The organism is Adhaeretor mobilis (genome assembly GCF_007741515.1).
Lineage (GTDB): Bacteria > Planctomycetota > Planctomycetia > Pirellulales > Lacipirellulaceae > Adhaeretor > Adhaeretor mobilis.
The window spans coordinates 3,992,876-4,018,660 of sequence record NZ_CP036263.1 but is presented as its reverse complement, the minus strand read 5'-3'; the positions used below and the strand labels follow the sequence as shown (position 1 = coordinate 4,018,660).

22 protein-coding genes are annotated in these 25,785 nt (G+C 54.7%); 9 read left to right on the top strand and 13 right to left on the bottom strand.

Annotated elements, in window-relative coordinates; all coding sequences use genetic code 11:
• Nucleotides 1–29: 29 nt before the first annotated feature.
• Nucleotides 30–1,877, bottom strand: a complete 1,848-nt coding sequence (locus HG15A2_RS15795; RefSeq protein ID WP_145061188.1) for a hypothetical protein — start codon at nt 1,875–1,877, stop codon at nt 30–32.
• 154 nt (nt 1,878–2,031) lie between these two features.
• Here HG15A2_RS15795 and HG15A2_RS15790 point away from each other — a divergent pair, with 154 nt between their 5' ends.
• Both HG15A2_RS15790 and purB read left to right on the top strand, forming a co-directional pair.
• Nucleotides 2,032–3,435 carry an HD domain-containing protein gene (locus tag HG15A2_RS15790; protein ID WP_145061187.1) on the top strand — a complete coding sequence of 468 codons (1,404 nt, stop codon included), beginning with the start codon at nt 2,032–2,034 and terminating at the stop codon, nt 3,433–3,435.
• A 135-nt stretch (nt 3,436–3,570) separates the two neighbouring features.
• On the top strand, nt 3,571–4,998 hold the full coding sequence (purB, locus tag HG15A2_RS15785; RefSeq protein WP_145061185.1) for an adenylosuccinate lyase: 1,428 nt from the start codon (nt 3,571–3,573) through the stop codon (nt 4,996–4,998).
• Nucleotides 4,999–5,042: 44 nt separating this feature from the next.
• Here the strand turns inward: purB and HG15A2_RS15780 are convergent, their stop codons facing one another.
• Together HG15A2_RS15780 and HG15A2_RS15775 are read right to left on the bottom strand one after the other, a co-directional pair.
• Complete coding sequence (locus HG15A2_RS15780; RefSeq protein WP_145061183.1) at nt 5,043–5,582, bottom strand: Fur family transcriptional regulator; 540 nt, start codon at nt 5,580–5,582, stop codon at nt 5,043–5,045.
• Nucleotides 5,583–5,866: 284 nt separating this feature from the next.
• Complete coding sequence (locus tag HG15A2_RS15775; RefSeq protein WP_145061181.1) at nt 5,867–6,142, bottom strand: flagellar biosynthesis anti-sigma factor FlgM; 276 nt, start codon at nt 6,140–6,142, stop codon at nt 5,867–5,869.
• Between the two features lie 930 nt (nt 6,143–7,072).
• Here HG15A2_RS15775 and HG15A2_RS15770 point away from each other — a divergent pair.
• A complete protein-coding gene (locus HG15A2_RS15770) occupies nt 7,073–7,273 on the top strand; it encodes a hypothetical protein (RefSeq protein ID WP_145061179.1) in 201 nt (66 codons plus the stop codon).
• Between the two features lie 109 nt (nt 7,274–7,382).
• Nucleotides 7,383–8,306, top strand: a complete 924-nt coding sequence (ispH, locus tag HG15A2_RS15765; RefSeq protein WP_145061177.1) for a 4-hydroxy-3-methylbut-2-enyl diphosphate reductase — start codon at nt 7,383–7,385, stop codon at nt 8,304–8,306.
• 113 nt (nt 8,307–8,419) lie between these two features.
• Here ispH and HG15A2_RS15760 read toward each other — a convergent pair whose 3' ends face one another.
• The 3 genes from HG15A2_RS15760 to HG15A2_RS15750 all read right to left on the bottom strand — a co-directional run bounded on the left by HG15A2_RS15760 (nt 8,420) and on the right by HG15A2_RS15750 (nt 12,907).
• Nucleotides 8,420–10,498, bottom strand: a complete 2,079-nt coding sequence (locus HG15A2_RS15760; RefSeq protein WP_246117755.1) for a prolyl oligopeptidase family serine peptidase — start codon at nt 10,496–10,498, stop codon at nt 8,420–8,422.
• Nucleotides 10,499–10,605: 107 nt separating this feature from the next.
• Complete coding sequence (locus tag HG15A2_RS15755) at nt 10,606–11,502, bottom strand: radical SAM protein (protein WP_145061175.1); 897 nt, start codon at nt 11,500–11,502, stop codon at nt 10,606–10,608.
• Between the two features lie 115 nt (nt 11,503–11,617).
• Nucleotides 11,618–12,907: an FAD-dependent oxidoreductase gene (locus HG15A2_RS15750; protein WP_145061174.1), complete on the bottom strand. Its 1,290-nt coding sequence runs from the start codon at nt 12,905–12,907 to the stop codon at nt 11,618–11,620.
• A 154-nt stretch (nt 12,908–13,061) separates the two neighbouring features.
• On the opposite strand from HG15A2_RS15750, the gene HG15A2_RS15745 reads away from it, so the two are divergent.
• Complete coding sequence (locus HG15A2_RS15745) at nt 13,062–13,352, top strand: YjbQ family protein (RefSeq protein WP_145061172.1); 291 nt, start codon at nt 13,062–13,064, stop codon at nt 13,350–13,352.
• A gap of 16 nt (nt 13,353–13,368) precedes the next feature.
• Here HG15A2_RS15745 and HG15A2_RS15740 read toward each other — a convergent pair whose 3' ends face one another.
• The 7 genes from HG15A2_RS15740 to HG15A2_RS15710 all read right to left on the bottom strand — a co-directional run bounded on the left by HG15A2_RS15740 (nt 13,369) and on the right by HG15A2_RS15710 (nt 22,664).
• Nucleotides 13,369–14,292 carry a glycosyltransferase gene (locus tag HG15A2_RS15740; RefSeq protein ID WP_145061170.1) on the bottom strand — a complete coding sequence of 308 codons (924 nt, stop codon included), beginning with the start codon at nt 14,290–14,292 and terminating at the stop codon, nt 13,369–13,371.
• A 118-nt stretch (nt 14,293–14,410) separates the two neighbouring features.
• On the bottom strand, nt 14,411–15,235 hold the full coding sequence (locus HG15A2_RS15735; RefSeq protein WP_145061168.1) for an aldo/keto reductase: 825 nt from the start codon (nt 15,233–15,235) through the stop codon (nt 14,411–14,413).
• Nucleotides 15,222–16,805 carry an FAD-dependent oxidoreductase gene (locus HG15A2_RS15730; RefSeq protein WP_145061166.1) on the bottom strand — a complete coding sequence of 528 codons (1,584 nt, stop codon included), beginning with the start codon at nt 16,803–16,805 and terminating at the stop codon, nt 15,222–15,224. Before HG15A2_RS15730 ends, HG15A2_RS15735 begins: the two co-directional genes overlap by 14 nt.
• Before the next feature lie 164 nt (nt 16,806–16,969).
• Complete coding sequence (locus HG15A2_RS15725) at nt 16,970–18,202, bottom strand: polysaccharide pyruvyl transferase family protein (protein WP_145061164.1); 1,233 nt, start codon at nt 18,200–18,202, stop codon at nt 16,970–16,972.
• On the bottom strand, nt 18,199–19,269 hold the full coding sequence (locus tag HG15A2_RS15720) for a nitroreductase family protein (RefSeq protein WP_145061162.1): 1,071 nt from the start codon (nt 19,267–19,269) through the stop codon (nt 18,199–18,201). The genes HG15A2_RS15725 and HG15A2_RS15720 overlap by 4 nt, the downstream gene beginning before the upstream one ends.
• Nucleotides 19,270–19,329: 60 nt before the next feature.
• Nucleotides 19,330–20,841, bottom strand: coding sequence for a lipopolysaccharide biosynthesis protein (locus HG15A2_RS15715; protein WP_218932010.1), 1,512 nt, complete (start codon nt 20,839–20,841; stop codon nt 19,330–19,332).
• A gap of 284 nt (nt 20,842–21,125) precedes the next feature.
• Nucleotides 21,126–22,664: a BBP7 family outer membrane beta-barrel protein gene (locus HG15A2_RS15710; RefSeq protein ID WP_145061158.1), complete on the bottom strand. Its 1,539-nt coding sequence runs from the start codon at nt 22,662–22,664 to the stop codon at nt 21,126–21,128.
• Nucleotides 22,665–23,093: 429 nt separating this feature from the next.
• On the opposite strand from HG15A2_RS15710, the gene HG15A2_RS15705 reads away from it, so the two are divergent.
• The 4 genes from HG15A2_RS15705 (at nt 23,094) to trmB (ending at nt 25,704) form a co-directional block, all read left to right on the top strand.
• Nucleotides 23,094–24,092 carry a hypothetical protein gene (locus tag HG15A2_RS15705; RefSeq protein ID WP_145061156.1) on the top strand — a complete coding sequence of 333 codons (999 nt, stop codon included), beginning with the start codon at nt 23,094–23,096 and terminating at the stop codon, nt 24,090–24,092.
• Nucleotides 24,093–24,305: 213 nt separating this feature from the next.
• A complete protein-coding gene (locus HG15A2_RS25160; protein ID WP_391483901.1) occupies nt 24,306–24,404 on the top strand; it encodes a 50S ribosomal protein bL37 in 99 nt (32 codons plus the stop codon).
• Nucleotides 24,405–24,456: 52 nt separating this feature from the next.
• Nucleotides 24,457–24,954: a 3-hydroxyacyl-ACP dehydratase FabZ family protein gene (locus HG15A2_RS15700; RefSeq protein WP_145061154.1), complete on the top strand. Its 498-nt coding sequence runs from the start codon at nt 24,457–24,459 to the stop codon at nt 24,952–24,954.
• Nucleotides 24,955–25,062: 108 nt separating this feature from the next.
• A complete protein-coding gene (gene trmB / locus HG15A2_RS15695) occupies nt 25,063–25,704 on the top strand; it encodes a tRNA (guanosine(46)-N7)-methyltransferase TrmB (protein WP_145061152.1) in 642 nt (213 codons plus the stop codon).
• Nucleotides 25,705–25,785: the final 81 nt, after the last annotated feature.

Here is a 25,785-nt window from a genome sequence, read left to right as displayed (position 1 = left end):
CAAGATTCACGGAGCGAAGGCTCGACAATCTACTTCGCTCGCCGAACTGACGCTTGGATTTCTCCGTCGTTGTCGCCCAGTTCATTCCAGGCATCGCGGCAGCGCAAGTAAAGATTGCCGTCGATTGGAGCTGTGAAGGTCGCTTCTGTGCCTAGCTCAAACGGCTTGCTCAGTTTCCAGTCGTTCATAACGACACCCTGCAGTTGCCCTCTACCTCCCGCGGCGCCGTCTGGGGTGACTGTCGTGCCGGGGCCGATTGTCCAGGTGCCTTTGGTCTCTATCCTATATTGGCCGCCGGACTCGACGCTCACGCCTGAGGCCTGCCACCCCGCGGCAGCTCGTATTTTCACTCGACGTGGGCGAGTGCTTCCCACCGGCGAGAACTTTCGCCCCCATTGCCAGGCGGCTAGATCGCTCCGGTAACCATTCTCGACATGCTTGACGAACTGGAGGTACTCGAACGAGATTTCCTTAGCGACCGCGCCGTAAGCCGTCTCGAAGCTTACCGGCTTACCGGACATCATCGCGATGCCCAATTCCTTGAAACGACCGGAGTAGTTGGGATTGTTTGCCAGCATGTTACACAACGCCCAACGCCAGCAGTACGCTTTCCAGGAGTCGCCTGTCACTTGTCCAGGAGCGACGATCTTTAGCAGCGGTTCGGGCTGACCATTCTGGATGAGATCGATCGCCACAGGGTTGATATTCACCGCCAGCTCTCCCTGCTTCCAGTAGTTGCCCATCTCGGCCACCCCCTCTGCAAACCAAGTGGGGCCTGTGCTTCCAAATGTCTGGAAGCAATACGCGTGAACTGCCTCATGCTGCACGATGCCATGCTTCTTGCTCGAATACACGACCGAGCGCCGCTGCTTACCCAAGCTTCGTGAGAGCGTTACCCCTTCGCCGCTAGCGATCTTCGCCACGCCTGCCGGATCTATCGCGTCGGGTGGCCACTTTTTCAGATCCGCAACCACGTAGCATTCGATCAAGCGATCAGGCGGCCGCCCGAAGTAGCGCGACACAAGCTCAAGCATGCGCTCCAACCGCTCCAGCAGGATGGCGGAGCTGCGTGGCGAGATATCCGTATGGAGGAGAAAGTGCTTCGAGCGTTCATCTCGCGGCGTTGTGCTCTCGTCGGAAAGATTCTGGTATTTGCGCAGCATGGCTGTTTCCGCGCTATCGATCGCTTGCTCAGAGCCAAGCAGGATTTCAAGGCTCCGGACGACATACTCCCCATTACTAAATGGAATGAGTGTCGCAGCGACAACCTGATCGCCTGCCGCTGCTCGCTGGTGATTCTTGCTGCTGACGAGTGCCATCTCTGAGCCAACTCGCAGAGTGATTTGGCCGCTACGGCTGATCTCAGACTTGCCCACATCGAGCGTTACCCGATCGCGGCGTACTTTCGCGAGCCTCCCGGTAACTTCTGCCGAGGTATGCTCACGGCGAGAGGCCGGCTTTCCTTGTAGCTTGATACCAGGCTCGACCGCGCCATCGTCGAGTAGCTTTAGTGTCGTGACAACACCTTTGCTGTTTCCGAGCCGGTTGACTTCAGCAGTGCACTGCAGGAGCACACCCGGCTTCAGTGAGTCAAGTGCTCGCTGGCCGGTCACTTTGACTTCAGGCGGCAGCTTCACGCCGAACTTCAGCCCGGCTAGGGAAACGAACTTGGCGTCGGCTTCCTGAATCTTGCAGGCATAGGTCTTGCCCTGGGCATCCACGATCGCCAGCTTGCCAGGCTCGATGCTTCGAAGTGTGCCAGAGACATCGATCGGCCGCAGCCGAGTGATTGTGTCTTGCGCGGATGCCGTACACGCAGCGGCACACATTATAGCACACAGTAGAAACAGCCGTTTGTTCACCTGATAAGTGTTCATTTGGGAGAGTTGCATACTCCCTAGATTATCACCCTTGGCGAACGTGGCAAGCAAGTAGCTCGGCCATCCTGGCTGAGTAGGAAATCATGTAGGCCAGAGGCATCGATCTACTAGCCCATTGCCGATTTACTCTAACAGCTTCACAATAGAAAAGATGAAGCATATTCAGCGAGAAAGCCTTTGCCACGACCCGATTCACGGGTACATCCCTTTCATCTCTGTGGTCGAGCCCGGCGAGACCTCAGAGCGTCAGCTGCTTGACCATCCCTGGTTGCAACGCTTGCGGCAGATTCATCAGCTGCAAACCGCCTGGTGGGTTTACCCGTCGGCAGAACATACACGGTTTCAACACGTGGTTGGTTCCATGCACATGGCCGGGCGGGCGGTTGCGTCGCTCTACCCAAGCCTCCAGGAGATCTGCCCTGACGTGCCCAGTCGTGGGTACGTGGAATGCCTGTGTCGCATGGCCGCGTTGCTACACGATGTGGGACACGGGCCATTCGGACATTTTTTCGATACGCACTTCCTCAAGGACCACGGGCTCACGCACGAAACACTTGGCGCTCACATCATTCGTGAAGAGTTAGGAGAGCTGCTAGCCGAGGTGCGGCGTTGTCCCAACAGTGAACTCGAAGCCGGTGAGCAACTTGACCCTGAGCAAATCGCGTGGCTCATCATGCGCCCTAAAGGGGATGACACGGACGGTAAGCCTCGTTGGCTAGTCATGCTTCGTAGTCTCTTCTGCGGTCTGTATACCGTGGACAACATGGATTTCGTACTCCGGGACGCGTACATGAGCGGCTACAGCGAGAAAGCCTACGATCTTGATCGACTGCTGCGATACAGTTTCTTCAGTGAGCGAGGTCTCACGATCCACCAACGCGGTTTGAACGCCCTGCTGCGATTCATGCAGACAAAGAGCGAATTGTTTCGCGCCGTCTACTTCCATCGCACGGTACGAGCGATCGATAAGACACTCGAAGGGTTGTTTCGCGATAGCAAGGAGCACCTGTTCCCTGGCAATCCGCTCGATGACTTAGACGACTATCAAGGCTTCACCGAGTGGTCGTTGCTGATCGATGTGGCTCGCTGGCACAAGAGCGACAACGTGGCTTTGCGCAGCGTTGGCGAACGTTGGAAGAAGCTATTGAGTCGGCAAGTGGAATGGGAATCTGTTTATGAACGAAATCTTGCTTTCAAGGCGGACGATTCGGAGCAGAGTAGCATCTTTAGTAGTGTGGAATTGGTGACGCAAGCTATCCGAGGCAAGTTGCCAGAGGAAAATCGCGAGCTGGAAATGCAGATCGATTTGCCGCGTCACATCTATCGACCCGACGCACGTGCTGCTACCGCGGGGCAGAACTTCCTGTTCCATACTGCGACTGGATCCATTCGCCCGCTGACTGATGATCAACTTTTCAACCAAATGCCCGTGACCCACAAGATGTGTCGCGTCTATTTGCGAAAAGATGCGACACGTGAGCAAGCAGCCGCAGTTGGACGAGCGGTTGATGAATTGCTCGGTAGTCGAGGCGAAGATGATTTGACGAATATGTGAGTGGTATTGAAGTCGTGGAAACTTTCATTAGCCGCGGAGCTTGCTCGGCGCGGGGACTCCACGGCGAGCAAGCTCAACGGCTAACGAAGCATTTCAAATTGCGTAAAAACTTCCTCAGACACTCTAGAAATTCCCATGTCGCATGACCGTTACGAAAACCCGCTGATCACGCGCTACGCCTCTACCGAGATGGCCCAGCTTTGGGGTGCCCAGCGCAAGCACAGCACTTGGCGGCGACTATGGATTGCGCTGGCTGAAGCGGAAGCTGAACTGGGGCTACCGATCAAGCCTGAGCAAATCGCTGAGCTGAAAGCTCACGTAGACGATATCGACTTTGACGCAGCCGCTAAGTACGAACGCGAACTGCGGCACGACGTCATGGCACATGTCCACGCCTATGGCGATCAGTGTCCCTCGGCCAGGGGTATTATCCATCTTGGTGCGACCAGCCAGTTCGTGAATTGCAATACCGAGCTGATGCTGATGCGAGACTCGCTACAGCTCGTGGCGCGCCGCCTAGCCGCAGTGATTGATGCATTGGCTAGGTTTGCCGCGGAACATCGGGCACTGCCGACCCTCGGTTTCACACACTTGCAGCCCGCCCAGCCAACGACGGTTGGCAAAAGAGCTACACTGTGGTGCTATGACTTGGTCATGGACCTCGAAGAGATTGAGCACCGTCTCGCCACGCTCAAGGCACGGAGCACCAAGGGCACCACCGGTACTCAGGCGAGCTTCTTGGAGCTCTTCGATGGCGATCACAACAAGGTCCGCCAGTTGGAGAAGCTGGTCATGCAAAAGATGGGGTTCGATTCGGCCTACGCGGTGACTGGGCAAACCTACTCTCGCAAGGTAGATCAGTTCGTTCTCGACGCACTAGCCGGCGTTGCTGCCAGTGCTCATAAAGCAACCTCCGATTTCCGCATTCTCGCCATGCGAAAAGAGCTTGAAGAACCTTTCGAAAAGTCTCAGATCGGTTCTTCCGCCATGCCCTATAAGCGAAACCCGATGCGTAGCGAGCGCATCGGCGGTATCGCTCGCTTTGTCATGAACCTCGCCCCCAACGCCGTGCAAACGCATGCTGTGCAGTGGATGGAACGCACTCTGGACGACAGCGCCAACCGCCGTCTGACGCTCCCACAGGCCTTCCTTGGCGTGGATGCCGTACTCACGATTTATCACAACGTAGCGAGCGGCATGGTGGTGTACCCGGAAGTCGTCGCGAAGAATCTTGGCGAGGAACTCCCCTTCATGGCCACCGAGAACATTCTCATGGCCGCTGTTACCGCAGGAGGAGATCGCCAAGAGCTTCACGAGCTTATCCGCCAACACGCCCAAGCCGCTGCCGCTGAAGTGAAGCAGAAGGGCAAGCCGAACGACCTAATGGCGCGCCTTGCTGCTGATGAAGCCTTTGCAGGTGTGGACTTGAACGCAGCTACAGCTTCGATTGATCTTGTGGGCCGCAGTCCGGAGCAGGTCGATGAATTTATCGCAGATGTCGTTGAGCCAATTCGCGAGCGTTACAAGGGCAGCCAAGTTGGAGCGGCCGAGTTAAAGGTGTGAGTTTGTACATCGAAGGCAACGACGTATTTGGCTTGAGCCTAACTCTAAATCAAATCAAGCGGCGATTTCCCACGGTGCCGATTCCGCCCGCACGGTTCGCAGATGCCACTAACGATGAGTCGGTGGCCGGTGACGCGGAAGCCGTGTTCGTTGGCCACCGCTTGGCGGAGCTGTTTTAGCTCTTCGCTTTGGAATTCGATCAGCTTGTCGCACTTGGTGCAGTGAAGGTGATCGTGCTGAGGGTAGCCGTAGTCGTGCTCGTACACGCTGCGGCCGCTGAGGGTCATGCGCCGTAATAGACCCGCTTCGACGAGCTCGTTAAGCGTGCGATAAACCGTCGGGCGGCTTACCTTGCGGCCTTCTTCGCATTCTTGTTGGCTTCGGCTGAGATTGGCGATTAGCTCGTCCGCATCGAAATGGTCGTGCCGCTCAAACACGTGATCGACCAGGATCCGACGCTGCTGGGTGATTCTCTTCCCTTTGCTCTGCAGATACTCGCTAAATCGTTCCTGGGGCGAGCTGGCAACAGTCACGGCCCCAAGGGCGTAGGCGCTCTGCGCGGAATCGGCGCTCGCAGTATCCATGATTCTTCCCCGTCAATTGGCGGTGGCTTGTCTCAGTAAGCAATGGTTATGGGCGTTATTGAGAACACGCGATTCCCGCCCATAGTAAACGGCACAGCGAAAAAACGCCTCTGTGCCCTGCTTATTGATTCTACCCGCTCGGGGCCTGAGTCTCAATAGACCGGGTATTTGCTGCTTGGCAGTCATTCCTCAAGGGATGGCAAGTCCTCGGAGCGCAACTCAACTTAGAGTGCGATCTAGATTTCTCGGTCGCTGCCGCTCGTTTGATAGGACAAGAGGCGACTCTACACAAGCTCATTCAGAAAGCCATCGAGTGCTGCATCAAGCTTCTCAGGCGTTTCGTACATACCTGAGGCGATTTCGCTCTTCACGCGTGACACGAGGTCAGCACGGATGTCGCCTTCGGCGGCACTGGCGGCCGCTTCGGCCGCGGGAGAGATATCCACCCGGTCTGCCTTAGCAGTCGGAGTAGCGGGCTGGGCTTTGCCTACTGGGCGGCTACCCTGTGGACCTTGGATGCCTTGAGGACCGTGAACTTGGCTGGGACCGTGAATTTGCATGGTGTTGGGTCTCCGAGTGAAACATTGCTGCGGGCAATGGATCAGGCTTTTTGTGAGAAGATTGGTTGGGGGAGAAGCGTTTTCGTTGGGTGTGACTTGTGACTAAAGGTGAGATCGTCGCTAGGTGCTGTGTTTTCTCAACTAATGCTATAAACGTAGGGTCGCTACGCAAGCAAGTTTTGTAAGGGATGTGCCAATCGTGCCTGCGTCAGTCGCGATTGGGGTCAGCGTGCGACGGCTCGAACGATTCTCTGTTGCGTTTCGGGTTCATTTCTAAGTGCTGGTGTTCAGCTAGAGCAGATTATTCCGCCGGCAACTCTCGAACTGATTGTAAGTCAGCAGTTAATTGTATTACGGCACAAAGCTTACGAGGTTCACTACTACTGGGCTGATCTTACGTCAGAAGGTCGCTCAAGAACGGTATCGTCACAGATCGTAGCGGCAGCTCGAAACTTGGGTCAAGGCGAATCATCGACTGATAGCTGATCGTGGGTTTCTTATCGAAAGCGCTTTCGTGGCTCCACGAATGCGGTGAAATAAGCCCCGAATTAAGTATTTTCCGCAAATCGCTGCCATCGCGATGACAATTCAGATACGAAATGATCACCTTTGATTAAGCTGAAATAGCGGGGAATCAGGATGTGTTCGTGAATCTCACAACCCAAACGATTTGCATTATCTCAGGAATTAAACGTCGCGAACCACGAACTGACTATTGGAGTCCCTCGTAATAGAAGGCATGAGAGTACCGACCACTGGAAGAGACGAGTTGTCCAGCGGTTAGCAGGAGCACCGCGTTCATTGACGTGAGGGCTCTCTTCCATTACTTGTGGGCATCGGGATTGTTGCCCACGAAAATAGCCTGCCACGGTCCAGAGAAGACATGTCAGGCAGCCGCATAGATTGCGGTGCTTTTGGAAAGAAAACACCATGAGCGCATACGCACCGCTACACAGTCGGACTAGCCAGATGCTGCCGCCTATTCCGGTGAATACCGAGGCATTGGCCGAATTTGGCCACAAGCTAAGCGAAAGCCTGCACGAACTGGAAGACCACCACGGGGTCGTTGCGAAGCTCGGGCCGAGTGAGTTTCGCAAGTCTTGGCAGCCCAAGCCGAACAAGCCTCGCTAGTCAACCTGATGAGCGACCGGTTGAGGCGGTCTCAGTTTCGAGGGTAGGATAGTAGACCTGTTCGGTTTTTCGTACCGGGCCCCTGCCCTTCGCATGAGATACGCCTCCGATGAAAGTCTTACTTGCCAGCCCACGAGGATTTTGCGCGGGTGTGAATATGGCGATCGAGGCGCTCGATCTGGCGCTGGAACGCCTGCCGCCGCCAATTTATGTCTATCACGAGATCGTCCACAATAAGTACGTTGTGGAGTCTTTCCTCGATCGTGGCGTGACCTTTGTCGATGAACTTGAGGAAGTGCCCGAGGGCTCGACGCTGCTTTTCTCTGCCCACGGCATCTCACCCGCGATTCGCCAATTGGCTCGCGACCGGCACCTCAAAGCCATTGACGCTACCTGTCCGCTGGTAACCAAGGTTCATCTCGAAGCGATTAAGTACGCGGGACTCGGCTACACGATTTTCCTGATCGGTCACGAGGGCCACGACGAAGTCATCGGTACCATGGGCGAAGCACCAGAGGCCATTGTCCTGGTGGAAACGCCGGAGGACGTCGACACGCTAGAGGTCATCGACGAGGCTAAGCTGGCATATCTTACGCAGACAACGCTCAGCGTGGACGATGCCAACCGAATCATTGATCGCCTGAGGGCACGCTTCCCGCAGATTCACTCGCCCCCGAAGGACGATATCTGCTACGCCACGCAGAACCGCCAAGAAGCGGTAGCTCAACTTGCCGGGCAGGCTCAACTGACGCTGGTGCTCGGCAGCCAAAATAGTTCGAACAGCCAGCGGCTGGCAGAACTTTCTCGGGAGATTGGCGTGGAGGCACATCTCATCGATGGCCAGGAGTGTATCCAGGACGAGTGGCTCACCGGTGTGGATACCGTGCTCGTGACTGCTGGTGCAAGTGCGCCGGAAGTCGTCGTCGAAGCCGTACTTGACTATCTTCGCGAAAATTTTCACGCAGAAGTCGAGGTGCGTACCCTACGGGAAGAGAATGTCTCGTTTCCGTTGCCGCGCGAGCTGCGGGTGTAGGGTCTGCTGTGCGGACCATTCTGAACGCACAAGAACAAATCGAGCCAGCTTCTAGCCAGCATTGTGCAGTTTTGATTGGTAGGGCTCTCGGTCCGCCCAACGGACCCTACGGGCTACTCGGCCATCTTCAAAGACTTCCACAGGAACGCCCATTTGTCGGCCACGAGGTCGATTCGCTTGCTCACCGGCGTGCCGGCTCCGTGGCCCGCTTTGCTTTCGATACGGATCAGGACCGGTGCATCACCCGCTTGGTCATGTTGCAACTCGGCGGCGAATTTGAAGCTGTGCATGGGAACCACGCGGTCGTCGGTGTCGGCTGTAGTGACGAGCGTTGCCGGGTAGTGCGTATCGGGCTTCAGGTTGTGGTAGGGAGAGTAAGCAATCAGCGCGGCAAATTCTTCTGGGTCGTCTGCTGTGCCGTACTCGTGTCGCCAGAAGTGGCCGGCAGTGAAGTTCTGGAAGCGGAGCATGTCCATCACGCCAACGGCTGGCAAACAGGCACCAAATAGCTCGGGCCGTTGCGTCATGGCGGCACCCACGAGCAGCCCGCCATTGCTGCCGCCCATGATGGCCAGCTTCTCAGGCTTGGTGTAGCCGGTGGATATCAAATGCTCCGCGGCGGCGATGAAGTCGTCGAATACGTTTTGCTTATTCACACTTTTTCCGCCGGCATGCCACGCCTCGCCGTATTCGCCCCCACCACGCAGATTCGCAACGGCATAGATTCCCCCCATGTCCATCCAAGCAGCATTCGTAACCGCGAACGAAGGCGTTAGCGAGATATTGAAGCCACCGTAGCCGTAGAGTAGTGTGGGATTGTTGTGATCGAGCTTACGAGCCGCGCCACTGGGGCCCTTCTTGTAAGAAACAATGATTGGTACCTGAGTGCCATCCTTGCTGGTGGCAAAGACTTGCTTCGATTCGTAGAGCTTGGGATCAAAGTCGACTTTCGAGCTGCGGATCAGCTCGTTCTTGCCGCTGGTCACATCGTAACGGTAGATCGCGGTCGGCATGGTGTAGCTAGTAAATGAATAGAAAGTCTCCGTATCGTCCTGCCTTCCACCGAAGCCGCTGGCATTACCTAAGCCCGGCAACTCGATCGCGCCCAGTTCCTCACCTTCAAGGTCGTAGCGGAAAAGACGAGTGGTCACATCAGACAGGTAATTGCAGATGAGCTCGTCACCGAAAAGTGCAACATATTCGAGCGTACCCCCCTGCTCTCGCTCGGGAATGACTTCTGTGAACGAGGACGAGTCTTCCGCATTGGCGTCGATGGCAATGACACGTTTCCGCGGTGCGTCGCGGTCTGTATAGAAATAGAGCGTCGCATCGCGATTGCCGATCAGACTGTACTCGTGGTCGAAGTTATCGATCAGCTTATTCCAAGGTGCATCGGCGGCGGCACCCACTTCTCGCAAGTACACACGACTCTGCGGATCGGTACTGCGGTGAATAGTGAGTACCAGGTAGCGATTGTCTTCTGTGCGCCGCAGCCAAAAGCTCCAATTCGGCTCGTCTGGTCGGCGGAAGATGAGCGTATCTTCCGACTGAGGCGTGCCCAGCTTATGGAAGTAGATCATTGGGTTGAGCGATAGCGCCTGAAACTTCTCTCCCTCCGGTGGCTCGGGGTAACGCGTGTAGTACAACCCATCGCAGGCTGCATTCCAGACCAAGTTGCCGTGGCGGACCCATTCGAGCTTGTCTTCCAGGACTTTGCCGCTGTCGATCTCGATGAACCGCACGGTTGACCAATCGGAGCCTGCTTCCTTGCGTGTGTAGGCCATTCGCTGGCCGTCCTCACTGACCACCGTCCGCCCCAACGCGACTGTGCCATCTTCTGACCATTTGTTGGGGTCGATCAGCACGCGACCTTCCTCGTCATAGGAATTGGCGGTAAGCAGCACCGGCTGGTCTTGCAGACCATCGTTTTTGAAATAGAAGTACTGCCCGGCGACTTGCCAGGGGACGGACTGCCGCTCGTAGTTCCACAACTCCGTAAGTCGATCATGAATCGCCTGCCTTTGGGGGATCGCGTCGAGATACTTGCGCGTGACTTCGTTCTGTGCCTTCGCCCACGCGGCAACTTCTGCGGACTCGCGGACATCTTCCTCCAGCCACCGGTACGGGTCGGGCACAGTGCGGCCATGGTAGATATCGGTCTGATCGACACGTCTAGTTTCTGGATAAGCCACAGCTGATTCCTTCGCCTTGCAGAACGGTGCCATTACGATCGAAAACAGGAAAGCGATTGTGAGAGTTGGCTTTATTGATTGAATCACGTGTGAATGAACCACGGCGGTCACTTATCTCCCTGAACAGAACTTGAAGCGTTGGAGCAAATGGCTCCGTACTGGTAACACGTATAACAGGCACCGTGGCTGAGCGCGAAGGGGCGATCCGCTTCGGCAAGTGTATCCGCTAGCAAGGCGTCTGGCGATTCGATGAGAATCGGGCACACATGCACGCCGCGATCCGTAACAATGCGGCTATGCTCACAAACAAGTTGGCTCATGTCGTAGTCGGCGAGCATCTCCTGGTCGATCCGCTCACTCTCGCGGTATCCATGCGTGCGTTCTTCCTCGGCTCCCATCTGCAGGGCGGGCAAAATTTTCAAGCGTGGTCGCGAATAGCCAACGCCTTTGAGCACATCGACGAACTCGGCGACAATCCGTTGATCGTCCTCATCCGGCCAAGTCCGGGCGGCAGTGATAATCGGCAGAAAGCCGTGCTCCACAAGCTTGCGTACGCCAGCAATTGCCCGCTCGAACGTGCCCTCGCCACGGATCGGGTCGTTCGTCTCCGGTGAGAAGCCATCAATCGAAACGCGGAACTCCAGCGAGTAGGGGCTGATCGCTTCCGCCTCGGCCAAGCGGGTCAGCCATTCTTCCTTGAGAACCGTTCCATTGGTGAGCACCGTGGCAGGCCCATAGCGGAGCGTCTCGACGAGGATGTCGGTCATGTCACGATTCAGAAATGGCTCGCCCCCCGTGAAGTAATATTCCTTCACGCCCAGCGGTACTGATTCTTCCAGTCGTCGTCTAACTTCTTGAAGCGATAAGTATCCGAACGAGTCGTTCTTCGGATGGCAGCTTATAAAACAGTGGTGGCATGATAAATTGCAAAGCGTCCCAGCAACTTGAAACCACAGGTGGTCTAAGTGCGAAAGTTCAACGGTGGGAGTTGCTCGCTCGGTCATTAACTAGGTAACCACTACGGACACAAAGAGCACTAAGCCTATTGTTGCATTGAACACTAATACAAGGCTTCTTCGCGTCCTTTGTGCTCTTCGTGGTTAGTTTGTTGAAGTTAGGTCAGGTTCGGATCGCAGGCATTGTCGCATAAAGATCGAGGTCTTCGCGGCCACGAATGAGCGTGAACAGGTCACGGATTTGCTCCAGCCCGGTGCGTAGAAGGAAGTTGGAGCCGCGGCCGTAACTCTTAGCTCCGAGAATATAGAAATTGGGCTCGGAGGTAAGCAAAGATTCCCCGCCATGCGACACTTGAGTTAGGCAATCCGTAGAATCATCGCTTTCCGATTTGTCGCTTAGCAACGCCGAAGCCAGCTTCATGGGCCCTTCGCTGGAGTAGCATTGGTGGACTTGGAGCTCACGGAAAAAGGAGCTGTCTGGTTGGCAACCCACATTCGCGATGATGTTGTCGACGATGATAGGAGGTTCTTCTTCCGCCAGTTGGATCTCGAAGTCGGAAGATTGCTCACGATACGTGACGGCAGTGATCCCGGCAGTTGTTTTCCAAGTGACGGGGCCAGGGCTTGATGCGAAATGGTTCGCCTGTTGCGCCAACGAATCGCGCTTGATGAGGGTATCATCTGGGATTCTGCTGATGGGCAACTCTTGGTTGCTAGCGAGTGTCAGCCAAGTGACTTGCGTACTGGGATCGCCTTCGGCGAGGTCTGCCAGTAGCGTCACATTGGTGGCAGCCGAGTAGCCCGCGCCGATGACAAGTGTGTGCTTGCCGGCGTATTGCTGACGCTGCGCCCCGAGCAAGTCAGGCAAACCGAACTCGATTCGCTCCCGTGTCTGCCTTTCACCTTTAGCAAGCACCCCCCCCTGCCCTATCGCGCAGGCGTTGCCAAAGGTGCCGCTGCAATCGATCACGATGTCAGCCGCGAAGAACTCCTCATTGTGTTCTCCGTCGTTGCCTGCTCGGTTTTCAACCAGCAGTCGAAAGCCGTGCTCTGCTCGCTCAGGCTTGCCCGTGCCCTGCCCTTTCCTGTAATTCGGTCGCCCAATCGAAATCACTCGTGTGTCGAGCCTTATTGAATCGATCAGCAAGTCGCTTGCGGCCAGGAGATCGAGATAGGAATCACAAAGTTCGTTGCCGGTGAGAACCTCTTGAGCGCTAGGTGACTGAAACTCCGGGTCCTGGGCCTCCAAGGCGGCCACGCCCAGTGGCGAGGCGTTCATGCCAAACGGCGTGAACAATCGCACATGGCCCCACTCGCGCACATTCGCCGCCGGCGATCCCCCTCGCTCAAAAATCGTTACTTTGTAGCCGAGATACCGCGCGTAGAGGGCTACTTCCAGGCCGATGGGGCCAGCACCGATGATGGCAATTGTGGCTGGCGGTTCAACGTGCATGAGTTGGTTGGGTTGTCTCGGTGTAGAAAAGGGCAAAGAATAGTCAATTGTCGCACGGTCGGCTCAGGAGTTCTGTATCCCAAGATACCGTGCGCGGCATGGTAAGACTACACGTCTCGGCTTTCGGTATTTTCACACAGAGCGAGCTAAGCAAATGACCTACCAGCAAGAAATTACCGTCGAAAACCGTGGCCACGGTCACATGCACGATCTGACGAAGCAAATCGGTGAAGTGGTTACTGCCAGCGGTATCTCGACTGGCGTGGTGCATGTGTTTAACGTAGGCAGCACAGGGGTGGTGGGCACGATTGAGTTCGAGCCCGGCCTGGAGGAAGACATGCCGGCGATCCTTGATCGACTGGTTCCCCCCAGCCGCGACTACGGCCACGGCTTGTGCAGAGCGTTGTTTCAGCGTTACGGGAGCACGCATTGTGGAAAAAGTTGAAGCGTGGGCTGTGGGGTTATCGACGTTCTGCCTCAAAGCCACACTTCCGCCGTACGATTTCTATTAAAGCCGAGTAATGAACGAGTTGGACGATAGGAATGATACGAAGCCAGGACCACCAACCGTAGCCTCGCTGCTGAAGGCGTCGTCGCGCGCCGCATAGGCCTGCTATCCGAGGCATTAATTTTTTTGCTGCGGATCGAGCCGTTTCGAACAGCGTCAGCTTTCTCGTTCTACCCGAATGCATATCAAACCGTCCTCCAGCCCTCCGTCGCACTTGGGTTAAAACCTCAGTCAAGCTTGTTCGAGCGGGGTGGACCACGACAGCCTCATCTACGAATTTCACATTGTAGCCTTTCTCGGCGGCACGCTGAGACCATTCCGCGTCTGCACCGCTCATGAGCGAGTCGTCGAACTGCCCAACTCGATCGAACATTTCACGACGAGTAACCATGTTGGCGGTGACCACACCATTGCTCGCAGCAACTCGTGACTCTTGGTCAAGTCGGATCGCAATATCGAAAAGTTCTATTGAGGAGGGATGATTGGGGTCCTTACTGACCACATCAATGCGTCCTGCGACAACATCAATACTCGCTGGAGATTGCAGTGCAGTGATCGCGGCCTCCAGCCAATCAGCGTGAGGCAAACAGTCTGAGTCCGTGAAAGCTAAGATTTTTCCTTTGGCCATTGGTATCGCATGGTTTCGCGCAGCAAATGAACCGGGGCGTGGTTCAACGCCGTACCGTGCAAAGTTATGGCTCTCTACTATTTCTCTAGGAGGAACGTCCGAACCGTTATCAATTACAATCACTTCAAACTGGTCGCTTGGCAACGTCTGATGCGCGAGTGCGTCAAGGCATTGTTCGAGGTAGTCAGCTTGGTTATATACGGGGATGATCACTGAAAGGGTGATAGTAGATGCATGCTTTGATGACATTGCAGTCTGCCTTTCGTGTTGCAGCTGGTTCTGTTTTTCATTGGAAGGGGCCTCGCCCCAAGTCTGAGTAGCCGGTTAGGCACGCCGGGGAGAGAATCGCGGCATAGATGTAACGGCATTACTCCATCAACTCGGACGCATTCACCAATTCTTCAAGACGTTTTGGCGTTGATGCCGAAACAATCAACACCGAATTGGGGCTTTGACGGCGAGCAGCTTGGATAAGTTTTGGGACGGGGACCTGCGTTTGGCCGAAGCGATCCTGAGCAGCATTGTGTATCACCCGATGGAATAGGTACGAGATATCCTTGTCGTAGGTAGAGATGTGGTCCGCCGGCCATGCTGACTGCCAAATGGACCCGAATTTAGTCCAAGAGTCTTCACGAGCACCGATTCCCACGCCGAAAGCCCCGATCGTCTTGCCGTTTACTAACGATTGAAATCGTTCTTCCACTTCAGGAACTAAGTCTTCTCGGTGAGGTTCATGTGCTAGAAAGACGTCTATATGGTCGCGTTGCAGGTGTTTGAGACTCGTTTCGATTGATCGGTTCAGCGCTTCGTAAGAAAAATCGTAGCGAGGTCGAACTTTTTGATTCCGGGGTGGTGCTACGACTCCACGCAAGAGGATTTTTAGCCTTCGAATTCGATCGATATTTGGTTTGAGAACGGACTTGGCGTAGGCACTGACGAGATCATAAGGGCGTCGTGGCGGACCCACTTTCGTGGCAATCACAACCTCCTTGGAATTGCCAATCACGTGACCAATGGCCTCTTCTGCTGTCCCATACGAAGGAGCGACATCGAAATAGGTGATTCCTAGTTTCAGGGCAGTTTCCAGCAGCTTCGTCGATCGACGTAGCCCTAGACGTCCATCCAAACCAGCACACCCAAATCCCAAGCAGGAGACTCTTCTTCCGAGTGCTTTGAACTCAACCTGTTGCATCGGTTGCTACTCCCAGATGGTCTGCCAATCGAGTGGCTAGAGCCATGGCGGTAAAAGTGCAGTTGGCATTACTGTTGGTACGAAAGACACAGGCGCCGTTGGCATACAGATTATCCGTCCCAAAGACTTTAAGGTTCAGATCGACTACGCCTTGTTCTGCTGAGTCTGCCATGACACAGCCCCCTGAGTGGTGATTCGTGTCGTGGAGCTTATCGAGAAAGCTTGGGTCTCCTGCGGCTAGCTGTTCGTCGAGGACTAGCTCGCCTAGATCAGAATCTCTCAATGCCTTGTCAATTCTGCGCGTGAAATCCATGATATACTCGAACTCACGGCCACCTAGATTCCAGTCGAGAATTGCCTGAGGAAGTCCGAACTCATCGCAAGTGTTTGGATCGATCGTAATGCGGCTTTCACGCAATGGTTCAACTTCAGACTGAACCGTTAGGGCAATTCGCGAACCACTCGGTATGAGAATGCGATGCTCGACAACATACTTCCACATCAAGGGTATCATGTGACGAGAGCACGCGAACACATTGCGTAGAAAATCACCAAGAGAGCCAATTTTCCTGCTGTATACAGCTGCTTGGAAAAACTGCTTTAGAAATACAAAATTCTCTTTAATTGAATTTTCAAAGGCAATCCATGCCTGGGTGTTGAGTGTCGGTTGTTCGACTAGTAGCTCGTTTTGAAGACGGATTTTGGGTTGAAATTTATGTCCGCGCAAGACGATCGTGCTGAAGAGATCATAAAAATTTTTGGTATTGCGGGGCTTAATCATGGCAACACGCCCACCAATATGATCTTGGAAATAACGCCCGACATTGTCGTTCTCACGCCACGGACATTGCCAGGTCGGATCGCTTGCGGTGTGAAGCAACAATCTGGAATTTTCTACAGTACCTGCACTAAGTACGAAGTCACAACCGCTCATAATTTCTCTTTGGCCGTTACTGGACAGTATCTGGACTCCGGTGATGCGACTGCCGTTTCCCTCGAACCCAGTCACTGTTGCATTAAGCACAACTTGCAGTTTTGGGTTGGTCTCAATTTCATGACGAAATAGCGCTGCGATGTTTGGAATTCTCATCCATCGAGATAGAAACAGTTCAGTTCCCTCACCCAGTACAGGAGGTTCCGTCCCTAATTCTCTCCAGACGTCCTCGTCATTTTGCAGGCTTGTATCAATTCCCAACGAGTCATAGGTTGCGGGATAGTAGGCTGCTAATTCCTCATAGCTGATTGGCCACTTCGAGCCTTCCAGCCAGTGCCTGCCGTTGAGGTCGGTTGGATTGAATTCGACAAGCTGACCGCCCCACAGGTTCGAAGTGCCCCCAAGGGCAACGCTTCGCCCGAGCCGAATTCCCTCGTTCTTTCGCCCAACGACCGCGTAGCTATCCGAAGAGTAGTTGCCGAGTGTTTGGTCGCCTGACTCAAGCACTAAACTTGATCGCCCTTGCCGAGCAAGTTGAACAGCGAGGTGAATTCCCACGGTCCCGGCGCCGATTATAACTACGCGGTTCGGGTCGAACGTCTGATCAGCTAGGGAGTTAGTATCTTCGAATAACATATACTTGCGGCGACTAGAGGGAAATTGGTGTGCTGAGTAAGGAAAGGTGCCGGTACGCGCTTCTTGGTTTGGCACTTACTCCCTATGCGAAGGGTATCACGCTCCACGCACAACCGGCTCAATTCGCAATTATAATGAGCTTTGCGGAGCGCTTGCGAGGCGTTTCATGAAGAAGAGCCCTCAACGCTAAGCGTTTGAAAAACTTCCGCCCACATCGAGTCTGATTGCAATTGCATCGCGTCCTTCTGCTGCTGTAAAATAGTACGGATTTCTGCATTTTGCTGCTCAACTGAGAGACTATCGATCAGAGCGATTAGAGCATTCGATTTGTCAGTGCCGCGATGGATAAGGTGCGGGACTCCAAAGTCGCTGGCTAGCATGTCGTACTTATGAGCCCAACCAAGTGCAACCCCAGGCACGCCACTAGAAAGGGCAGCCACGAGACTGTGGAACCTGGATCCGATCAGATATCGAGCTCCGGCGATGAATTTCTTTAATATGTACGGATTGGGATGAGTAAAGATCCTTGCTGGTCCGCGGTCAGTTGAACCATCAATCGTCTTGCCCACCTGTTTCGCAAGGTCGTAGTCGCCAGCTTCATTGGAGTGAACTAACAGGATCGGCTCGATGTCGAGCTCAATCATACGCTTACCGGCAGCGACCAATCGGGCAATGTAGCTCTCTCCCCACTCTTGGCAACCTTGATCCAGCATTCGCAAATTTGGGACGATTACGGCGTACGGCCGATTAGTGGTCGGTAGATCGGAAGTTTTGAGTCCTTGAGGTGGCGAGCTGAAAATTGTAATGTCCGGCGCGATCTTCAGGCGTGGGTCGTCTCCAATCACCTCGCGGACCGCGTCAAAAGAAGCCTGCTCACGCGCGTAGATGAGAGTGGCGTTGTCGCAACATGACTTAAAATGTCGTCGCGTGTTCGGATTCTCAAACGGCCCGAACATCTGCGGCATGAGGATCACCGGCTTACCCCGACGAGCGTAAATGCCTGTGCGTGCTGCCGCGTTCCTGCATTTGAGTGGCGAGAACCCATCACCAAAAGCATAGCCCGAAATGTCCACAAGTGCATCCGCGTGCTTTCGGTTGACTAACCCAAGCACCCGCTCAGACTGGTCAGGCATCACCGCGTTTAAAACGGAGTAGATCAGTTTTTGCGCCCAGGACGACCGCGTTATCAACTGGCGAACCCGAGGGGAGAAAGTTGCCTTTGCGGGAAAAATCTGCGCCAGTTGAAGCTCACTAGTGCGTTCGTAAGGCGTATTGCCATCGGGCTCAATCGCGAGTCGCAAGTCGGGATTCTGTTGGCGGAGCCTCTGCGCTGTCGTCCGCAGCATTAGCTCAGCGCCCTTATTAGTGAATCCAGCCCCAAAGATTTCGATGGTCATTGCTGGTTGTAGCTCCGGAGTTCGTCTAAGGTTTTCTTCTGAGAATAGGGAACCAGCCCTTCGGGGTCGGGGTAGCCAGCAGACATGCACATAATCACGCGTTCATCGGGAGATAGATTGAGCGCCTCGGCAATTTTTTTTTCAAGGTGAGGAATGTCAGGCCAGTTGATCGAGCAAGTAGCTATGCCTTGCACTTCGAGGGCGAATTCCAAGGCCATCGCGGCAAGCGAGGAGTCTATATAGATTACATGACGGTCGCGACTAAATGGGTAGGCGTGGAGTTCACCAACTATGACTATGAAGACCGGGAACTGGTGGCTAAATCCGCGTGTGCCCATCGGGATGCTTGCCAACTTGGTGACCAGCTTGGGATCGTCAAAGATGCGGAACTTGAATGGCTGTCGATTGCATGCGCTGGGCGAAAGGCCTGCGACCTCGACCGCCTTGTCTATTACATCGCGAGGCACTGGTGTCGAATCGTACCAGCGGACACTACGGCGGCGGATCGCCAACTTTTGCATATCTTCTATGGACGTTGAGAGTGGTGTAGTATCTCGGCGCTGAGGTTTTTTCTCACACGTTGACGGATGAAGACGCTCGATGAGTTGTTCGTAATTGTGGCGGCACTCTTCGAGCGTCGGTGCGTTGCTCTGGGAAGTAGCTCGGAAATATTCACTAAGCACTGAGCGGGACCACTGCAAGAGAGGATCGTCAGCTTCGGTAGGGTGGTCTTGGTAGAGTGTGACGAAGGACTCAATGGTTTCTTGAAGGTATGTCAAGGCAAAGACTTCACGTAGCGGGCGCGAGATCAGGCCCTTCTCCAGTCGGTGGGTGTTCCGGCGCAAGCGATAAACATGGCTTGCTGTTGAGGCTCCTTGTATACTCCTCTCATAGCGTCGGCGTCCGGCAACCACAGCATGGTGCTCTCTTTCGAAGCTGCGATCGAGGCAGAAATAGATGTTTGCCAAGTAGGGGAACTTCTCGCAGAGGGCCATTAGTCGAAGGTCGATACTCGCAAACCATGGCTTTACGAATCGTTTCAGGCTTTTAGTGGCGGAACTCAGCATGGATGACCCAATCTGGAGTGGCGGTTAGGCATGATGCGAGCAAACAAACGATGCATTGTACTAGGCTTGCGTGCGTTTTTTAGGGCGAAAGGTCGAAATCATCTCGCGTAGGTACTCTCTTCCCGCTGGGGTGATTCCGAAACTCCCCATGTAGGTGGCACCGAATACGGATGATCCTGCGATGAGTTGCACGAAACTTAGTTCAAAATCGCTCCACCACGTTTGGGCTAAGTACACCGCCAGAGCTGCAACGATGGAAGCAACGGTTGGAATGACCATTGGGCCGAATTGATCGGATGGTTTCAAGGGAGTTGGCCGTACACAGAGGAAAACGTAGGGAACTCTTAGAACACAAGTAACTACGGAGTAGCTTACCGCAACCCAAAAGGTTCCGAATGGCACGGCAATCACAAACCCTAGCAAAGTAAAAAAGGTGTTTACTAGGACGAACTTGAAAAACAGGCCAGTGTGCCCCCAAGACTGATAAACCCAAGTGGAGGATGGGGCTGTCGCGGTAGCTAACGCGGCTGGGCATAGGGCGAGGAAAATGGGGATCGACTCTTCCCATCCAGAACCGAGCAGTGTGAGCACAAGTGGTTCAGCCAATACGAACGAAGCTATGACAAGTGGAATAAAAATGCTAGTTGATAGCTGCACACCACGACGAAAAAATCTACGGTACCCAGCAGGGTTCGTTTTCAGTCGACTCAGTGCTGGTACGGCGATACTTGTCAGAGGACCGTTAATCAGGTTCAGAGGGTAAAGCAGCAGTTTGTAGGCACGCTCATAAAAACCTAAAGGTGTATCTCCCCAATACCAACCTATGATCGCCGTATCTCCGTTACGCGCGAAGTAGTTAGTAAAGTTGCCGCCGCTAAGATTAAGCCCATACCAGAGCATAGGCCAGACCGTCTTGTCGTAACCAGGTTTCGAGGGTAGCCATCCACAGGCAATCCATATGATTACCAAACGCGCCGAACCAATCACCAAAGGAATCAGTACCAATGCCCAGTAGTCATTCGGCTGCTGGTAATAGCGCCATGCCCAGGCAATGCCTGCGGATTGACCAATCAACTGAGAAAATACATCCGCAAACGCAAGGCTCTTAAACTGCATACCCCGTCGGAGTAGCGCTTGTGATTGTACAGTCAGCCCGTTCAAAAGATATGAAATCGTCAATGCGAGGGTGATAGGGACTAGTCGAGGTTCGCCATAAAATCGGCCAATCAGCGGTGACATAGCAGCCACCCCAAGGGCAAGACTTATAGCAAGGGACGTGGTGATCCAGAACAGAGTATTGACTTGCGATTTAGTAATGTCCTCGCGCTGAACGGTTGCCTTGGACAATCCGGCGTCGACAAACATTGCACCGAAATTTGTAAAGAAACCTACCATGGCGACTAGGCCAAAGTCCTCTGGTTGCAGTAAGCGGGCCAGCGCAGGAATGGTACCAAGCCCGATGACAATGCGAAGCGCCTGGGCGATACCCGTGGCCAGTCCCCCCCGGATGGTCTTGCCCTTCAGATCGTGACGAAGCGATTCGCTTGAGAAGTAGTCAATCTTAGGCTTCAATCTGGCCGGCCTGAAAGCCGCTCCTGCTTGGGTATATGTCAACGCTCCGAGGGTGACCCCTTGGTTTTTCCATTATCAACTAGAGGTGAGGCTAGGCAACCGGGGCAAAGATCGCCGACTGGGGAAACAGAAGCTTTTGGTTCACGGCATATCAATTTTGCCAATTCTTCGGGCACTGTCCTTTGGCTCTCTCGAATAGAACACCGTTCAGTGGTAATGAAAAATGGCCTCGCTCAACTGAGTTGAACGAGGCCCGTCAATTGAGTGTTAATAACCGCTACCCCCTAGTAAACCGCTTCGACCCCCACGTTCACACCGTTTATGAATATGTCTTGCGTGCCGGCGCCTTCTCGGAAACCCATGTCGGGTAGGCGGTAGCGAACGTGTTGCGATGCCCGGCGGATGTTGTCCACAAAGGTGCCCGTGTAGCCGAGTCGCAGGGCGATGGCCCCGGTGACTTGGTAGCTGGCGTTGGCCCTAATTTCTACCACCGGCGAGAAGTCTTCTTCCTGTTTGCCGTGGTTGGCATAGGTGGGGTGGAGGTTCAATGGGTGGTTGTTCTGGGCGTAGATCAGATCTTCGCCCATGCCGACGGTCTGATCCATGTTCTGAATGTTGTACCCGAGCAGACAGCGACCATTGAAGTCGAACAGAAATCGCTTCTTCTGGACCTTGTAGTTCAGAGCAACCTGTGGCCCGACAATGTTGTTCACAATCGAGGTGTCCCAGAAACTATCGCCCATGACACCCCCCTGCCCATCGACACGGAATTTGTCGTCGAGTTGGTAGTAACGCACACCGTAGCCAAGTTGCATATAGCTGTTCTGGTTCTTGGCCATCTTGTGACGATTACTGAGCCGATGGGTCCGCATGATCTCGATTCCATCGATTTGAGTGCGGTTCCGCACCTGAACCGACTGCCAGGACGTCGGCAAGCGTACGAGATCGTCGAAGTCGGGAGCTACGCCTGGGCCAACACTATCTGGGACATCACCGGGTTCTTCTGAATCGAAGCCATCTGGACCGTGGACGCCATCGTTGTCGATGTCGTCGGCAAAACCGTCCCCGTCGAGAACACCATCGCCGTCCGTATCAGCTGCGAGAATATTGCCAGGCTGGTTACCAAAGCTCAGGGCATCGTACACGTCGATGAAGCCCAGCATCAGGTCGTCCGGGTCTTCGAATACAATATGGACCGAACCGAAGGGGCTGAGCAATTGGTTATTCGGATTGTTGGGGATGTCGCTTGGTAATCCCAAATCTCCTGCATTCGTGTTGTCCTGGGGAGTGTAGCCGAAACCAAAGTCCTGAGCTGATAAGATATCAGGCCCATCGAGTATCCCGACCAACCAACCCGCATCGCCGCTGAAGTAGCCCAGCTCGTAGCGGTGACCATAACCCATTTCTGCTCGTGGGGCCGCATTCATGATTCCGTTAGGTCGGAACGGGGTAGGAATATCGACGACGGTGCCCGGGATCAATACCAAGTCGCTATCCGGATCGGCCGGGTCGATAGGCACCACTTGCTGGCCCGTCTCGAAGATTCGGAACGGATTAAATGAACCGTCGGCTTGGCCCCCTTGTAGCCCCAGTGGATGCCGTTCGCCCGTTCCGTACCACGCGATGCGATCGTAGGAGAAGGTGTAACCGCAATCCTTGCGAATCGGGTTGCAGTCGTAGTCGAAGTCGACCGGTGCGAAGTACTGCGCGTCTGAGTAGCAGGCAGGTTCGCAAAAGCCGTCTTCGACTTGGGCTGTGGCTGTCCGTGCGGAGAGCAACAAGAGCGTGGTGGCCAAGAGTAAATTAGTGTTTCGAGCAGTCATAAGATTCGTGCTTCCCCTCGTGGACGCGGCTTTTGCACCGCGAAACAATGGTCGGTTCCCGCTCCCCTGATGGACGATTCCATAAGGAAAAAGAGATCATCTGTGCCGGTAGTATCGTCCCCTTCGGAAGCTCCGGTTGAGAAAGAGTGGTAAACTCTGACGAAATTAACGGTTTTAATGTTCGATGGGTGCTAGCATCTTGTTCGGGGGGGCACTATTGAAACGCGGCTAGTAGCGGACCAGTTGGTTCAAACTGTGGGGACTGATGAGTTCAAATGGTTCCGCGCTAGAAATTGAGCCCGCACTCCGATGTTTTTGCGGGTCCCATTGGTCCGCACAGAGGACCCTACATCGATTTGTCCCCAGTGCTTGCTGAAGATATACTTTCGCTAGCGTCACCAATGTCCCCCGTTTGAAGGACCCCATCTGATGGGTAGAGAGAACCGCAGCTACTATTTCCACCTCTTGAGGCGTCTTGCTTCCTTTCGACTGGCCGTGCGATTACTGGTGGCGGTGCTTGCTGCCACAGGCCTGTTTGCCAAGCAGGCTCATTCACAGCCCCCGGCCGCGGTGAAAGCCACGGGGGCGAAGGTTGAGTCTTCCGAAGAGGCTCCTAAGCTGGGCGATCAGTGGGTCCGGTTGCTAGAGGACAAAGCTGGCAAGCCGCTAGCGATGCAGACGGCCATCGTGCGTTACATCCCTGCAGACGAGAAGGAAGGTGCCAAGCCGTCTCGCTTCGTGGATTTGGTTGGGGCAGTCCACATCGGGGATCAGAGCTACTACGACGCCCTCAACAAGCGATTTGAAGAGTACGATAGCGTGCTGTACGAGTTGGTGGCTCCCAAAGGAACTGTCGTGCAGAAGGGGCGAGGCACTTCCAGTGCCCACCCGCTGGGTGCCGTCCAAAATGGCATGAAGAACATGCTGCTCGTTGAGCATCAGCTGGAGCAGATCGATTACACGAAGCCGAATTTCGTACATGCCGACTTTTCGCCCACCGAATTCAGCCAAAAGATGGCGAGCCGCGACGAGAGCTTTTTAACCATGTTCACCAAAATGATGGGTGCATCGTTAGCGCAGCAAAGCCAGCAAGCGGCTCAAGGACAGTCGACGGATGCCGAACTATTTGCCGCTTTTTTCTCCAAAGACCGGCCTCGCAAGCTGAAGATCGCCATGGCTAAGCAGTTTGAAGGGATGGAAACCGTAATGATGGGCTTCGCTGGCCCTGATGGCTCGACGATTATCACGGAGCGAAACATCCGCGCGTTGGATGTCTTGGAAAAGCAACTGGCTGAAGGCAAGCAGCGACTGGCCATTTTCTACGGTGCCGGGCACCTTTCGGACATGCACGATCGCATGGAGAAGCGTTTTAAGATGGTCCCCATATCCATCGAATGGCTCGATGCCTGGGATTTGAAGGGGAAATAGAGGCAAGTCTTGTCATTTCAGCCAAGGGCCGGCGACCGAGAAATCAGCGTCGGTTATGAGGTCGGGCCGATTCCTCCGCCGCTGAGATGGCTGTCGGGCTGAAATGAATGGGGGGCTCTACCCAGCTTCACCGCCGCTTTCCCCAGAACGTCTCAACTGGTACACTTACGCGACCAATTCAGTACTAAGTCCATATCCAGAGGAGAGTGTCCCATGGCTAAGCCAGGACGAAAAGTCAAAAAAGCGAACCACGGCAAGCGCCCAGCTTGCAGCCGCCCACGTAAGAGTCGTCGCCAGAAGGTGAAGACCTGAGCCGTTGCCTTCCCCGCAGAATCGGTTTTAGTTGTTGGGAGTTCTCTCGGTAGTGCCAGTTCGTGACGCAATTCTCGATCCTGCTGAGATCGACTACGAAACCATCGTTGCTGATATCGACGAGATTCGCTCGCACAATCCGCAACGCGGCGACATGGAGCAGCTTTCGGCCATCGTGGTCGATGACCCGGAGCGCGGCATCTGTGCCGGCTATCGCGATTTAACGCCGAATGAATTTTGGGTCGCTGGGCATATGCCCGGAATGCCTCTGATGCCCGGCGTAGTAATGTGCGAAGCGGCGGCGCAAGTTTGCTCCTTTCACACGCAGCGGCACGACTTGCTAGGCGCGGTGATGGTGGGCTTCGGCGGATTGGATAAGGTGCGGTTTCGCGGACTTGTCCGTCCAGGGGATCGCCTGCTCGTGATGTGCGAGAAACTGAAGTTGCGTCGCGGTCGCATGATCACTTGTCGCTTCCAGTGTTTCGTGGGTACGGATCTCAAATGCGACGGTGAGCTGAGCGGAATCCCGCTGCCAGTTGATAGTCTCTAGTCAATGGTACCAGCCCGAATCGCAAGCGAGCGAGTCAGAGTTTTTCAATTCACTCGCTTGCGCTGCGGGCTTGTAGTAAGTATTGCGACATTAAAAGAGTATTGATTCATGGGTCGCCGTGCGCTCAAAAAACTTGATCCCAAGATCGACCTCTCTGGGCACTTCCGTACCGTGGAGGAGCTGCCAGCACCGTGGAACCCTGCTGAGTTATTCGCCAAAGAGCAGCCCCTAGAAGTAGAGATGGGCAGCGGCAAGGGGCTCTTCTTGCAGACGGCCTCAGGGGTGTGCCCCGAGCACAATTTCCTAGGTGTCGAGGTGAGGCAAAAATATGCCCTACACGCTGCCGCCCGGCTGGCTCGCGGGAGTCGGACGAACGGCATGGCGGTGTATGGCGATGGCTTGCGCATGTTTCGCGAGTGCATCCCCAGTGCGTCCCTGGCGGCGGTGCACGTTTACTTCCCCGATCCGTGGTGGAAAACTCGTCATCGCAAACGTCGCATACTCAACGAGGCGTTTCTCAACGATATTGTACGCACGCTGCTGCCCGACGGGCGTTTACACTTTTGGACCGATGTTCAGAGGTATTTCGACGCCACACTTGAACTCATCGCGGAGAAGATAGCGCTGGAGGGGCCGGTTGATGTTAACGAAAAACCAGCAGAGCACGATCTCGACTATCGCACGCACTTCGAGCGACGCACGCGGCTCAATGACGAGCCTGTTTATCGGGCTGAGTTCGTGAAGAGGTAGGCGTTTGCGAAGGGGCACCGGCGGGCCGTTGGCCCGCGGCTATTCTTCAATTCTCGGTTCGCAAAGTAGCCGCGAGCCAAC